Origin of the sequence: Albirhodobacter sp. R86504 (assembly GCF_042466415.1) — a bacterium.
In the GTDB taxonomy this organism is placed as follows: domain Bacteria; phylum Pseudomonadota; class Alphaproteobacteria; order Rhodobacterales; family Rhodobacteraceae; genus Albirhodobacter.
Genome location: NZ_JAXHCH010000002.1, coordinates 2089427 through 2102598, shown reverse-complemented (window position 1 = coordinate 2102598; position 13172 = coordinate 2089427). Strand labels below are relative to the sequence as shown.

The following is a 13172-nucleotide window of genomic DNA, read 5'->3' as shown; positions in this document are numbered from 1 at the left end:
ACGACATGCGTTTTATCCTCGCGACAGTTGCCGCCCTGACGGCGGGCACCGCTCACGCCGAAACCCGCGACATCACCACCGATATCTGGGTCGATAACTGGTTCTCGATGTCGGCCAATGGTGAAACGGTGCTCGAAGACTCGGTGCCGATCACGACGGAGCGGTCGTTCAACAAGGAGACCGCGACCTTCTCCGTTGAATTGCCGGCGGTGATCGCGATTGAGGCCAAGGATTTCAAGGAAAACGATAGCGGACTGGAATATATCGGCACCCGCCGGCAACAAATGGGCGATGGCGGTATGATCGCGCAGTTTAGGGACGCGGTCTCGGGCGAGACGCTCAAAGTCACGGATGAGGATATGAAATGCCTCGTTGTGCACTTCGCTCCGGTAGAGACATCTTGCGCCGATGAGGCGAACCCCGTCGCGGGGCAGGGCGCCTGTGGATTTGTTGCGACGGACATTCCCGCCGACTGGACCGCGCCAGATTTCGATGACAGCGACTGGCCCTCCGCAACCGTCCATTCCGCCGCCGACGTCAGCCCGAAGGACGGCTATGACGAGGTCACATGGGACGAGAGCGCAGAGTTGGTTTGGGGTGAAAGTTTGAAGCAGGACAATACTTTGCTGTGCCGTTTGACGATCGGCGAATAGGCGAGTGAACTCTTGAAGGTGCGGCATGTAACATCCCGCACCTTCTATGCCTGCATATCTTTACCATGACGAACAAATGGCGGCCGCCACGCGCGGCCGTTGCCTTGCGCGCCCACTAGGGGCCGAACTCGGGTCGCGCCCTTGTTCCCCCAGACTGCCAGTTTAGAAACAGTGACTTCAGAGCCTCCCCGCCAAGGCCAAGCGAGCCGAAAATAAGTCTAATCTTCGGTTCGAAATATACTTCGCGCGGCCCTTGCAAGTGACGAGCCTCACTCACATTTCATCCCGAATGGCAGGGCAACTGCCTATGGGGGAACCGCTTTGGACTATCTTTACGTATTTAGCGGCTTGATCGGCCTGTTCTTCGGGGGGGAGGCGCTTGTGCGAGGCAGCGTCGGTATCGCCCGTCGCATGGCGATTCCACCGCTTTTGATTGGCTTGACCGTGGTTGGCTTCGGCACGTCCACGCCTGAGCTTCTGGTTTCGGTCGAGGCTGCTTGGCGCGGCGTTCCCGATATCGCATTGGGCAATATCATCGGATCCAATATCGCCAACATTCTTCTCATCGCAGGCTTCTCGGCCCTGATCTGGCCTATCAAGGTCATGGGCGCGACCTTACGGCGTGACACGGCGGTGATGGTGTCTGCGGCGCTTTTGCTGGTGCCGATTTTCGCCTTTGGCCAAGTGACGCGGCTTGCTGGACTGGTTCTGTTCGGCGGGTTGGTCGCCTATCTCGTCTGGGCCTATCTGGCGTCGGATGCTGCAGAAGACGTGGACGACGGTCAGAAACCGCCAGCCTCGATGCTTATCTCGATGCTCTATGTCCTCGGCGGTCTTGTTGCGCTGATGTTCGGCGCACGATTTCTGGTCGATGGGGCTGTGTCGATCGCGCGCGGATACGGCATTTCGGAGGCCTTCATCGGGTTGACCATCGTCGCCGTGGGTACGTCTCTGCCGGAGTTGGCCACGTCACTGATCGCGGCCCTCCGCCGTCAGTCTGAAATCGCCATCGGCAACATCATCGGTTCGAACATCTTTAACGTTTTAGGCATTCTCGGGGTCACTTCCCTTATCGCGCCGATCCCCGTGGCACCGCGGTTCTTAACCTTTGATCTTCCGGTGATGATTGCCATGTCGTTGATGCTGACCGTGCTGCTGCTCACCCGTCCGGTGATCGGACGTGGTATCGGGCTCGTGATGCTGGCGGTATATGCGGCCTATGTTTTATCTGCATAAAGCTGCCCAATGGGCGTGAGCATACAGTCAGGGAGATAGCCGCGACTCTGTCGCGGCTTTTTCATGTGCTCGCGCCCATCAAGGTGCATCCTTTCGCCGCGGAAACATCCAGACGAGCGTCAATGCCTCAGTGCGGCACACCGCAGGCCAACGCGCGCAGTCGGTTCACTTCGTTGCACTTTCCGCGATGGCTTCAAAAATCGTGTCCAACTCATCCGCAGCCGTTTCCAGATCAGGCCCCCCTTCGTCGAAATAGGGCGCGAAGACGGTGGTGGGTGTTTTGTAGGATAATGTTGCGGTGTCGTCTGGATTTTCCGTAACATAGAGCCTCACAGGGGCCTCGATCATTGCTGCGGTTGAAAGCCCCAAGATGCGCACAGCATAAACGTTATTGAATACACCAATCACGCGATTGCCCGGGATCGTGATCCCCCGAGCCCTTGCCGTCTCTGTTGGTCCGGCTTGTGTGACGATCCCCATCCCCTGTGCCTGTACCGCCGGCCCGATATCGGTCAGCAACTGATCGAAGGATTTCTCGGTTTGAAGGACGGACCACCCTTGGCGAGGCTTCATCTCGGCAGTTGCGGGCATCGCCAAAAGGCAAAGAGCAGCGGTGAGATAGCGCATCGCGATCCTCCTATCGGGGCTTCCTGACGTCGGCATCGAACTATTCCGCGTCTTGATACCAAAGCATCACCCCATTTTGAATTTTGTGCAAGATTAGCGAGGTCATGGATCACGTCCCCGTGCAATGCAGGCGGGAAGGGTGGGTTTTTCGTGACTTAGTCACCAAGGATCGCCATCTTGATCGCCTATTGGAAGACTATGTTTGCGGTATAGGGGCGGTGCGTAATGCCAAAATCTGGGGTCAGTCGCTTAGATGCGGGAGCCTTGAAGGTAAATCGGAGATGGGTCTTGTTCGGTAGCGCGGCGGCGCTGGCGGGGGCGGCCTTCGTATCGACGCGCTGGTTCAACGTCTTTGCAGATTCCGATGCCGCGGGCGCGATCACTGCGCGCCAAGCCTTTGAAATGGCGGAGGCCGGGGAGATTTATCTCGTCGATATTCGCCGACCCGATGAATGGCAGGCCACGGGCGTCGCCGCGCCTGCGACCCTGATCGATATGCGGCGTGATGATTTCGAGGCGGCTCTTCAATCCATCTTTACGCAAATGGGGGTACGACCCTTGGCGTTGATTTGCGCGCGCGGTGTCAGATCCGACCGGATGAATGAGCGGCTGGCGAAGGCTGGTTTTACCGATGTGCTCGATGTCCCCGAAGGTATGATCGGATCCGGTGCTGGGCCGGGTTACATTGAGCAAGGGTTGCCGTTGCGGGCGCCGACCGAGGCTGAATTAAGCGCGATTAAATCCTGACTTTGGCGAACCAAACGAGATGAGATCATGAGCGAGAAACCCGAAAAGTCTGTTGTGCTGGTCGGCGGTGGCCACACACATGCCCTTGTGTTGCAGGGGATGACCTCCGCGCCACTGGAGGGTGCGCAGGTTACGGTGATCAATCCGGGCCCCACAGCGCCTTATTCAGGCATGCTACCGGGGTTCGTCGCAGGGCACTACACGCGCAAAGAATTGGATATCGATCTCGCCGCCCTCGCGCAAAAAGCAAACGCGACGTTGATCGACGGGGAAGCGAAGGGCATAGATCTGGCGCATAAGCTTATCCATCTGGAGAACGGTGAAAGCGTTTCTTATGATTTCGCCTCAATCGACGTGGGGATCACCTCGCGGATGGATGGCTTGCAAGGATTTAGACAATACGCAATTCCGGTAAAGCCCTTGGGCCCGTTCTCCGCGCGTTGGGACGCATTTCGGAGTACGGCAGGCCCGAAGCATGTCATCATTATCGGTGGCGGAATAGCGGGTGCCGAGCTGGCGATGGCAATGGCCTTCGCGTTGAGGGGCGCGCGGGAACCGGTGTCTGTGCGTTTGCTCGATCGCGGGCGTATCTTGTCAGCAAATAGCGTGAAGGCTCAAAAACGTGTTCGCAAAGAACTCGACGCGAATGGCGTTCAGGTACTCGAGGGCGTGGAGGTCGCGGAGGTCCGCGAGCGCGGAGTGGTCTTCACGGATGGTCGCGTCTTTGAGGCGAATTTTGTGGTGGGCGCTGCAGGGGCGACACCTCACGCTTGGGTACCCTCCACGGGTTTGGTGACGAAGGATGGATTTATCGACGTAAATCGATCCCTTGAAACGAATGAAAAAGGCGTTTTTGCAGTCGGAGATTGCGCGAATATGACTGTCACCCCGCGTCCGAAAGCGGGGGTCTATGCCGTGCGCCAAGCCCCGATCTTGCTCGCGAATTTGCGCAAATCCTTGGCGGGTGAGGCGTTGGATCACTACAATCCCCAGACCGATTATTTGAAACTTGTATCGCTTGGCGGGAAACGGGCTTTCGGCGAGAAGTCAGGGCTGGGCTTTGCCGGCAACTTGGTTTGGCGGTTGAAAGACCGGATTGATCGTAGCTTCATGGACCAATTCTAATTCACCCGCTGTATCAGGCCGGAGGCATCAATACCGTTTTGGCGTCTGGCCCTTATTATAAGCAGACCAATCGGTGATATGCGGATAATGCTGACGACGCCATGCCCGCACGCGCGGGTTCATACGCCTGCGCCAAAGCGGCGGGATCATCGCGACAGCAGCCATTGCGGGATAGCCCAGCGGTAGTTGCGGAGCTGCATCGGCATCATAAGTTTGTAGCAACGGGAAGCGCCGGTCAGGCTTATAGTGATGGTCCGAATGTCGCTGGAGGTTAATCATCAACCAATTTGAGGCAGTGTGATCGGCATTCCACGAATGGTGTGGCTTAACATGTTCATATTTCCCGTCGCCGAGATGTTCGCGCGTAAGGCCGTAATGCTCGATGTAATTTGTCAGTTCCAACTGCCAAATAGCGACGACGGCCTGAACGATGAAAAGCCCGATCCCCGCCCATCCGCCAAGGATGAAGGCTAAGAGGAGCATACCGCCCTGCAATGCGGCGTAGCGCCAAAACGGGTTGGATCGGTGCCATGTGCTGCGCTTGGCGCGGGCCAGCTTGCGGGTTTCGGCGGCCCATGCCGAGCGCGGACATTCTTTCAAAACGCGCGGGAAGAACCGATGAAACCCCTCATTGTAGCGCGCTGTAACGCCGTCCATCGGTGTTCCGACATGCCAGTGATGCACCAAAAGATGCTCAGAGCGGAAATGCGAATAGAGCACGCTCGCCAGCAACAGATCGCCCATCCAGCGCTCCAGCTTGCTTTTTTGGTGCATCAATTCATGTGAGTAGACGATCCCGATTGTTCCAGCGGCAACGCCCATGCCAAAAAACAGGCCTAAGCTCTCACCGAGGGACAAATGATCCGTGTGCGTCACATAATAGATCAGCGAGAACACCGTGACGACCTGCACGGGAAACCAGAGCAGCGTGATGAGGCGATACCAGAATAGATCGGCATCGGGCGTCTGCGTATCGGGTTGATCCGTGTTGCGTCCCAAAATCGCATCGAGGAGGGTGATGAACAGCCACCCGTAAAGCGGCGGCAGAGCCAGTGTCCAACCACCCTGCACAGCGCCAATCGCAAGTAGCGGGATCATCCCCAACGATAGCCAAAACGGCAAGGCGCGGCGGACTGTCGTGAAGTCATTTGCCATCAAACACACTTACTCTCGCGCATGGAACAACGGGGTAGTGAAAGAATATCGAAAGTTGCGCCCGATACAACGCGACATCGTAGCATAGGATGTGCTCACAAAAACGGAACGGCGGCGTCCCAGGCTTTTCGCATCAACGTCGGGAGATGGGCGGGATCGAACAGCGGGTCGAACTCTCCGCGCTCGGGGTTGCCTTGCGTTTGTGCGACGCGCACTTCGAGCGTCAGGTGAAAATGCGTGAACGTGTGTCGTACATTCGTCGGCACGGTGCGCCACTCGGCGGCGACAGGCGGAAGGTCAATCGGCGTGTTCCGCCAATCGGTCGTGGGGAAACCGACCGTCCCGCCCAACAGCCCTTTCTCAGGCCGCGTCTCTACCAGAGTCGCACCTTGGTTTTGGGCAATCCAGACGATCCCGAAACATTCGGGTTTAACAGGCTTCGGTTTTTTGCGCGGCAATGTCTCCGCGGTGCCACTTTCGCGCGCGCGGCAGTCCTGCGAGAGCGGGCAAAGCGCGCATACCGGCTTGCGCGGGGTGCAGATCGTCGCACCAAGATCCATCATCGCTTGCGCAAAGTCGCCCGGCCGTAGCGTTGGCGTGATTCGGCTGGTCGCCTCAAAAATATCGGGTTTCGCGTCGGGAAGCTCTTTTGTGATTTCAAACAGTCGCGATACGACGCGCTCGACATTGCCATCTACAACAGGGGCAGGTTCGTCGAAGGCGATGGAGGCGATTGCCGCTGAAGTGTAAGGGCCAATTCCGGGGAGGGTTTGCAGTTCTGCGGCGGACTCGGGAAATCCGCCGCGCTCGGCAACCGCGCGCGCGCACTTCAGCAGGTTACGCGCCCTCGCGTAATAGCCTAATCCTGCCCATTGGGCCATGACATCGGCGTCCTGCGCGTGCGCTAATGCCTCCACCGTTGGCCACCGATCGGTGAAGCGCCGGAAATAGTCCCGCACGGCGGCGACCGTTGTTTGTTGTAGCATCACTTCCGATAGCCACGTCGCGTAAGGATCGGGCCGAATGCCGGCAGCGCGATCCGCTGGTGACACCCGCCAAGGCATCACGCGCGCGGAACGGTCATACCACGCGAGCAACGCGGCGCTGATATCTGTGTCGTCACGCAATGTTTATGGCGCCTCCTCACGCATTTGGGTGGCATCACCCGCCCTTGCGCATAGTATAGGGCGCGAACGAGGAACACCCAGATGGAAAACCAAACACCCTTTGAGCCGCCGGAATCGGCAAAGCCGCGCAAAACCGCGGCTAAAAAGGGTGCGGCTGCATCAGGTCCGAGCCCAAGGCGGCGGATGCGGGGGTTCGAGCCCACCGTAGGTTTGCTGCGCGAACGAATCCGCGTTGCCGGCGAAACACGTGGTTTCGCGGTTGCGAAGCTGCTCACGCATTGGCATGAGGTCGTGGGCGAGGAGTTTGCCAAATGCACGCGTCCGGTCAAAATCGGATACGGGCGCGATGGATTCGGGGCGACGCTTACGCTGCTGACGACGGGGGCTGCGGCACCAATGCTGATGATGAGCCGTGATAAAATTCGCGACCGCGTCAACGCTTGCTATGGTTATAGCGCAATTTCCAAAGTGGTGCTGACCCAAACGGCACCGATCGGGTTTTCTGAAGGGCAGGCGCAATTTGGCGCGGCCACGACAGTCGAAAAACCCGCGCCTTCCCCCCAAGTCGTTGCGCAGGCGCGGGAAACTGCGGAGGGAGTTGGAGATGACCGGCTTCGCGCCGCTATTGAAATGCTTGCAACAAATGTTCTCGCGCGGACTGAACAGCGGTCCGGTGGAAAGAAAGGCGATTAAATGTCGAACAATAAATTGATCCTTGGAGCTGTCGCGGCAGTCGCGGCGCTAGCGGTCGGCGGTTATGCTTTTTCGAGCATGAACAGTGGCGCGCAGGGTAACCTTTCGGTTCCGGCTGCAGCGCAAGCCGAAGAAGCGAACCTGTTGCCAGATATCCCGCTGGGTTCGGCACAAGCGCCGATCACTGTGATTGAATACGCAAGCTACACATGCCCGCATTGTGCGACGTTCCACGATACGGTGTTTGACAAGCTGAAGGCGGAATATATCGACACGGGCAAGGTGCAGTTCATCCACCGCGAGGTTTACTTTGATGCCTTTGGCCTCAAGGCCGCGCAGGTCGCGAATTGCGGTGGGGTGACGAAGTACTACCCGATCAACGATATGATCTACTCGACGCAAGGAACTTGGATTGGGGATGGTGATCCGGCGACGATTACCGAGAATCTCAAGAAAATCGGTCTCAAAGCAGGGCTGACCTCGGAGGCGATCGACGCTTGTATGTCGGATGATGCGCGAGCCGAGCAGATGGTTGCGACATTCCAAGCGCGCGCCGAAGCGGATGATGTGCAAGGTACGCCAACGCTTATCATCGACGGCGAGAAGAATTCCAACATGAGCTACGCCGACCTCAAAGCCATCCTCGACGCGAAGCTCGCGCAGTAAGCGAGCGCTACAGGTCAAAATTCAACGCCCCGCTAAGGTTTAGCGGGGCGTATTAATATCTTTATAACAGTAGATATCAGCGGCAGGCTTGGAGCGAACGGCTTAAAGCCCAAGACGATCTAGCGCAGCGTCCAACGCAGCCGGGTCCTCAATCGCCAGCCGCACGGGAAGCGCCAAAACTTTTGGACGAAAATGCGCAGGGAGACGTGCCGCGTCCTTTTCCGTCGTCACCAACTGCGCGCCCGAGAGCCGTGCTTCCGTTTCCAGCCGTGTCAGAAGGGCGGGTGTGTAGGGCTGGTGATCGTCCAACGATTCTGCGCGAATCAGCTTGGCGCCGAGGTTGCGTAAAGTTGTGAAAAACTTCTCAGGTTGGCCGATACCCGCAAAGGCCAAGACCTCTAGGCCTTCCCAATCCATACCCGTTTGCAGTGGCGCCAACGCTGCCTTCAAACGGGGAAGCCCGACCACTTCGCCCCAAGCTTCCTCAAATGCGGCCTGCGCTTTCGCGTCCCCGATGGACAACACAAGATCGGCCCGCGCGAGCCCTACGTTAAGCGGCTCGCGCAATGGGCCTGCGGGAATGCAGCGTCCGTTGCCGAAGCCCTTCGCGGCGTCGACCACGATCAAAGACAGGTCTTTTTCCAGACTTGGGTTCTGATGCCCGTCATCCAGCACAATTACCTGTGCCCCTGCCGCGACTGCGGCGCGAGCCCCTGACGCGCGATCCTTGGCGACCCACATCGGCCCGAACGCTGACAACAGCAAAGGCTCGTCGCCGACTTGGGCGGCGGTGTGAATGCGCTCATTCACCTGAACCGGCCCCTCCAACGAGCCACCAAACCCGCGCGACACGATATGCGCGTCGAGCCCGCGCGCCTGTAGACGTTGTAGTACGGCGATGGTTGTCGGCGTCTTTCCCGTGCCGCCTGCATTGATGTTTCCGACGCAAATAACGGGGACGGGCGCGCGCCAAGGCGTTGCATTGGCGATGCGGCGGCGTGTTCCCTCGGCGTAGAGGAAACCAAGGGGCGCGAGGATCCGCGCTTGCCAGCTCGATTTGCGATCCCAAAAGGACGGGGCTTGCATCAGGCGGGGATCTCCAGCGTTTCAAGTTGCGCCAGAATAGCATGGGTGATCGCCATTGTAACGCCCGCCCCCCCTGACGTGACGACCCAAGCGTTATGCGCAAGCATGGCCATCCGGTCGGGTGCGAGCAAATCCGCGAGCGCGTCCCCTAAGCCAGATGCCGAGGCGACGCGATGTGTGGCGCGCGCGGCCTCGAGACGCTCAAAATCGGTTGCGAAGCATGCGGTGTTCGGCCCATGCAAAATTGCTGAACCAAGAGCGGCGGCCTCAAAGGGCGATCGGGGCGCCTTCCCCTTGCCAAACAAAGTTCCGCCCAAAAAGGTCAGCGGCGCAATCCGATACCATAGTCCCGCTTCGGATGGATCATCTGCGATGAATATCTCGGTGTCATCATCGGGTTCACCCTCGGACCACCGAGTTGCGATGGACCAACCTGCTTCCTCTAGGGTTTCGGCAAGCTCATGCGCCCGCGCGGGATCCTCAGGTTGGAGAATTAGCAACGTGCGATGTGCATGGCGCAGGGCTTTGCCATGGGCGGCGAGAACCGCGCGTTCCTCGCCTTGAGGCACCGCCAAGGCCGCCCATACCGGGCGCGCGCGCAGCGTCTGTGAAAAGGCGTTCCGCTCGGCCTCGGATGCTTCCAACGGGTTTGGCGTTTCCGTGATCACGCCGGACACGATCGCAGGCGGCAATTTCATACGCGCGATTTCTCCCGCGCTCGCCTGATCCTCGACATGAATTTCGCGCATTTTCGCAAGCATCAGGCGCTCCGCCTTGCGCCAAAGGCGGGCGCTCATTCCATGCGGCGGCTCGACCCTTGCGCCGACGAGCATCTGTGGTGTCTCGATATGAGGTACGAGATCTGCCTGCAGCTTTGCACCGATATGGACGATCAGATCCGGCCGCCACCGCGCGAGAAACGCGAGCGCGCCGCCGTTTGACGGGGCGCAAATCACATTTGGCAAGTCGGACGGTGGAAGCGATGCGGAATCGCAATTGACCACAATCGCCAGATCGGGCCGCTTGTCGCTCATCGACCGCGCCAGCAACTTCGCGGCGGCGAGATCAGTCTCGTGCGCCGTATTGAGCCAAACCACGGGCCCTTTGGGCCGCGTGGGCTCGCTCCCGAGGGGGGCGGTGTGAGTTTGCGCAGTTTTCGTGCGCCGCGTCGCCGCCCACATCCCGAGAACGAGTTGACCGATCATAAGAGATTAGCCGCCCAATTCCTCGGTCGGGGAAGCCGGTGCGGCTTCGTCGCGCAGGCGATGCAGATGCGCGATGAAATAGCGCGTATGGGCGTTATCGACTGTGCGCTGGGCTTCTGCCTTCCACGCGGCATGTGCGGCCTCGTAGTTGGGGAAGATGCCGACGACATGGACATTTTCGGGGTCTTTAAACTCGGTACGCGTGGGATCGATCAGATCGCCGCCGAAGACAAGATGAAGGCGTTGAGGGGATTTGTCGCTCATTTGGGCTCCTAGGCGATAAGATTACGCGCCTAACCCTATGCGATGCGGGCCGCGCGCTCAAGTGGGACAGACGAGGCGCGGTGACATGCCCCGACTGCGAGGGGCTTCCCTTACGAGGTGGCGCGCGCTATCGGAGAGACATGAAAACCTTGATCGAGATTTACGAGGCGCGTGTCGCCAATGGTTCGCTTCGTGCAGACGCAGCGCAGCGCGCCGTCTTGCCCCTGCTGGAGCGGGTCCGCCGCGAGCTTGATGCACAACCTGCGCCCAAGAAAGGTCTGTTCGGCCTGTTCGGTAAAACCTCCGCGCAACCCGTGCAGGGCCTCTATCTTTGGGGGGGGGTTGGTCGCGGCAAATCGATGTTAATGGATTTGTTCTACGACGCGTGTGATGTGCCCAAAAGACGCGTGCATTTCCATGCCTTCATGCAAGAGATTCAGGCGCAACTTCACGAGGCCCGCAAAACCGGCGCGCAAGACGCCATCCGGCCCGTAGCGCAAGAGGTCGCGCAATCGATCCGCCTGTTATGCTTCGATGAGATGCAGATCACAGATATCGCGGATGCCATGATCGTTGGTCGATTGTTTGAATACCTGACAGAGGCGGGTGTGGTGATTGTCACAACGTCCAACCGTGTGCCGGAAGATCTCTATAAAAACGGATTGAACCGGCAATTATTCTTGCCGTTTATCGCCTTCATCAATCAGGTGATGGAAGTGCAGGAAATTGTCAGCGAAACAGATTACCGCCAGCATCGGCTCGCGGGGGCACAGGTCTATTTCACAGGCGCGGGCCGTGAGGCTGCGGTGGAGGGGCTCTGGTCGGATCTTGTGGGGGGGCAAAAGGCTGGCCCTCTGAAACTCGCGGTTAAAGGGCGGGAGGTTGTCATCCCCCGTTTTTATGCCGGTGTCGGACGCGCATCGTTTTGGGATTTGTGTAGCTCGATGCTGGGTGCGGCCGATTATCTCGCGATTGCTGATGCCGTTCGCGTGCTGGTGCTTGATGATATTCCGCTGCTCTCGGCGAGCAACTTTAACGAGGCAAAGCGCTTCGTTATGTTGGTTGATACGCTGTATGAGGCCAAGGTACGCCTGATCTGTTCTGCAGCAGAAGCGCCCGAGCAGCTTTATATCGAGGGCACAGGTAGCTTCGAATTTGAGCGCACAGCGTCCCGTCTACGAGAAATGCAGGCGGCAGATTGGGCCTCTGACGCGCAGTAACCGCCAGCGCGAGGCGAGTTGCGCTAGCCGTTATCTTTGAGGACTTGGCCCGCGAGGTAAAGCGATCCGCAGATCAGCACGCGCGCGTTCGGCGAGGCGGCAATAATAGCCTTTAGTGCTGATAATACGTCCGGTGCGGATTGCGCTCGCATCCCGACATCGCGCGCCGCAGCTTCCGTCGTTTCCGCCGGCAACGTATTGACTTCGTCCGGGATCGAGACCGCCGTGAGGCTTTTGGTATGTGGCACCAAGGGCGCTAGATAGCCGTGAATATCTTTCGTATTCAGCATGCCGCAAATCAGATGTGTCTCGCGCGAAGGCATACGCCCCAAGGTCGCCGCAACGGCTTTGCCCCCCGCAGGATTATGCCCCCCGTCGAGCCAAATCTCCGCAGACGGCGCACTCTCGACGAGCGGCCCTGTGCGCAGTCTTTGCATACGTGCGGGCCAGACGGCGCGCGTAACAGCCGCCTCGGCATTGCCTTTTTTAAGAACGCGGAGCGCGGCGATCGCGGCGCCCGCGTTTTCAATTTGGTGCGGCCCGGGCAGATTGGGCATCGGCAAATCGAGCAGGCCATCCTCATCTTGAAAGATCAGGCGGTCGCGTTCCTCAAAGGCATGCCAGTGTTGTCCGTGAACAAACAATGGTGCGCCAAGGCGGGCGGCGCGCGCTTCGATGACGTCCAATGCCGCCTCTTGTTGTGGCCCGACGATACAAGGCACGCCGCGCTTCAAAATCCCGGCCTTTTCACCGGCAATTTCTGCCAAAGTTTCCCCGAGATATTGCTGATGATCGATGGATACTGGCGTGATCACGGTTAAAGCGGGTGCGTCGATCACATTGGTCGCATCGAGGCGTCCGCCAAGGCCAACCTCGAGAAGGGTGAAGTCCGCGGGCGCGCGCGAGAAGGCGAGCATCGCGGCAGCCGTCGTGATCTCAAAGAACGTAATATTCTGACCGCCGTTCGCGACGTCGCATTCGTCGAGAAGCGCCATCAGGGCAGGCTCGCTGATCAACTCGCCTGCAAGCCGGATGCGTTCATGAAACCGTGCGAGATGCGGCGAGGTGTAGGCATGTACTTTCAGACCATCCGCCTCAAGCCCTGCGCGAATCATCGCTTGGGTCGAGCCTTTCCCGTTTGTTCCGGCCAGATGGATCACGGGGGGCAATTGGCGTTCCGGATTCCCAAGCGCCGCGAGCAAGCGCGTCAGGCGATCCAAGGTCAAATCGATAATTTTGGGATGAAGCGTCATGAGCCGCGTGAGGATGGCGTCGGAAGTTGCGGCATGCGTCATCTGGTGCGGCCTTTAAACAATGGGGAATGGGGCGCGGCTCTCCCGCGCAGCCGATGAATTCCGCGCCACCCGT

General features: G+C 58.9%; 14 protein-coding genes. 7 read left to right on the top strand and 7 right to left on the bottom strand.

Going from position 1 to position 13172, the window contains the following annotated elements:
• Window positions 1-5: 5 nt before the first annotated feature.
• Window positions 6-653: a PEBP family protein gene (locus SJY32_RS12130; RefSeq protein ID WP_376875569.1), complete on the top strand. Its 648-nt coding sequence runs from the start codon at window positions 6-8 to the stop codon at window positions 651-653.
• 321 nt (window positions 654-974) lie between these two features.
• A complete protein-coding gene (locus SJY32_RS12125; RefSeq protein WP_376875566.1) occupies window positions 975-1889 on the top strand; it encodes a calcium/sodium antiporter in 915 nt (304 codons plus the stop codon).
• Window positions 1890-2054: 165 nt separating this feature from the next.
• Here the strand turns inward: SJY32_RS12125 and SJY32_RS12120 are convergent, their stop codons facing one another.
• Entirely contained in the window at window positions 2055-2516 is a 462-nt protein-coding gene (locus tag SJY32_RS12120) for a DUF302 domain-containing protein (protein ID WP_376875563.1), read from the bottom strand.
• A gap of 288 nt (window positions 2517-2804) precedes the next feature.
• On the opposite strand from SJY32_RS12120, the gene SJY32_RS12115 reads away from it, so the two are divergent.
• Window positions 2805-3263, top strand: coding sequence for a rhodanese-like domain-containing protein (locus tag SJY32_RS12115; RefSeq protein ID WP_376875560.1), 459 nt, complete (start codon window positions 2805-2807; stop codon window positions 3261-3263).
• A 27-nt stretch (window positions 3264-3290) separates the two neighbouring features.
• Window positions 3291-4388, top strand: coding sequence for an FAD-dependent oxidoreductase (locus SJY32_RS12110; RefSeq protein ID WP_376875557.1), 1098 nt, complete (start codon window positions 3291-3293; stop codon window positions 4386-4388).
• Between the two features lie 27 nt (window positions 4389-4415).
• Here the strand turns inward: SJY32_RS12110 and SJY32_RS12105 are convergent, their stop codons facing one another.
• Together SJY32_RS12105 and SJY32_RS12100 are read right to left on the bottom strand one after the other, a co-directional pair.
• The gene (locus tag SJY32_RS12105; RefSeq protein ID WP_376875554.1) at window positions 4416-5543 is read right to left on the bottom strand and encodes an alkane 1-monooxygenase; all 1128 of its coding nucleotides are present in this window, start codon (window positions 5541-5543) and stop codon (window positions 4416-4418) included.
• 95 nt (window positions 5544-5638) lie between these two features.
• Complete coding sequence (locus tag SJY32_RS12100) at window positions 5639-6670, bottom strand: A/G-specific adenine glycosylase (RefSeq protein ID WP_376875551.1); 1032 nt, start codon at window positions 6668-6670, stop codon at window positions 5639-5641.
• 183 nt (window positions 6671-6853) lie between these two features.
• On the opposite strand from SJY32_RS12100, the gene SJY32_RS12095 reads away from it, so the two are divergent.
• Together SJY32_RS12095 and SJY32_RS12090 are read left to right on the top strand one after the other, a co-directional pair.
• The gene (locus SJY32_RS12095) at window positions 6854-7363 is read left to right on the top strand and encodes a DUF721 domain-containing protein (protein ID WP_376877714.1); all 510 of its coding nucleotides are present in this window, start codon (window positions 6854-6856) and stop codon (window positions 7361-7363) included.
• Window positions 7364-8029: a DsbA family protein gene (locus SJY32_RS12090; RefSeq protein ID WP_376875548.1), complete on the top strand. Its 666-nt coding sequence runs from the start codon at window positions 7364-7366 to the stop codon at window positions 8027-8029. It begins immediately after the preceding gene.
• Between the two features lie 102 nt (window positions 8030-8131).
• On the opposite strand, the gene lpxK is transcribed toward SJY32_RS12090, so the two are convergent.
• The 3 genes from lpxK to SJY32_RS12075 are packed head-to-tail and all read right to left on the bottom strand — an operon-like array spanning window position 8132 to window position 10584.
• Window positions 8132-9115 carry a tetraacyldisaccharide 4'-kinase gene (gene lpxK / locus SJY32_RS12085; protein WP_376875545.1) on the bottom strand — a complete coding sequence of 328 codons (984 nt, stop codon included), beginning with the start codon at window positions 9113-9115 and terminating at the stop codon, window positions 8132-8134.
• Complete coding sequence (locus SJY32_RS12080) at window positions 9115-10320, bottom strand: 3-deoxy-D-manno-octulosonic acid transferase (protein WP_376875542.1); 1206 nt, start codon at window positions 10318-10320, stop codon at window positions 9115-9117. The genes lpxK and SJY32_RS12080 overlap by 1 nt, the downstream gene beginning before the upstream one ends.
• A 6-nt stretch (window positions 10321-10326) precedes the next feature.
• Window positions 10327-10584, bottom strand: a complete 258-nt coding sequence (locus tag SJY32_RS12075) for a DUF4170 domain-containing protein (RefSeq protein ID WP_376875539.1) — start codon at window positions 10582-10584, stop codon at window positions 10327-10329.
• A gap of 140 nt (window positions 10585-10724) precedes the next feature.
• Between SJY32_RS12075 and zapE the strand changes: the two genes are divergently transcribed.
• A complete protein-coding gene (gene zapE, locus SJY32_RS12070) occupies window positions 10725-11804 on the top strand; it encodes a cell division protein ZapE (RefSeq protein ID WP_376875536.1) in 1080 nt (359 codons plus the stop codon).
• Window positions 11805-11827: 23 nt separating this feature from the next.
• Here zapE and SJY32_RS12065 read toward each other — a convergent pair whose 3' ends face one another.
• A complete protein-coding gene (locus tag SJY32_RS12065; RefSeq protein ID WP_376875533.1) occupies window positions 11828-13099 on the bottom strand; it encodes a bifunctional folylpolyglutamate synthase/dihydrofolate synthase in 1272 nt (423 codons plus the stop codon).
• Window positions 13100-13172: the final 73 nt, after the last annotated feature.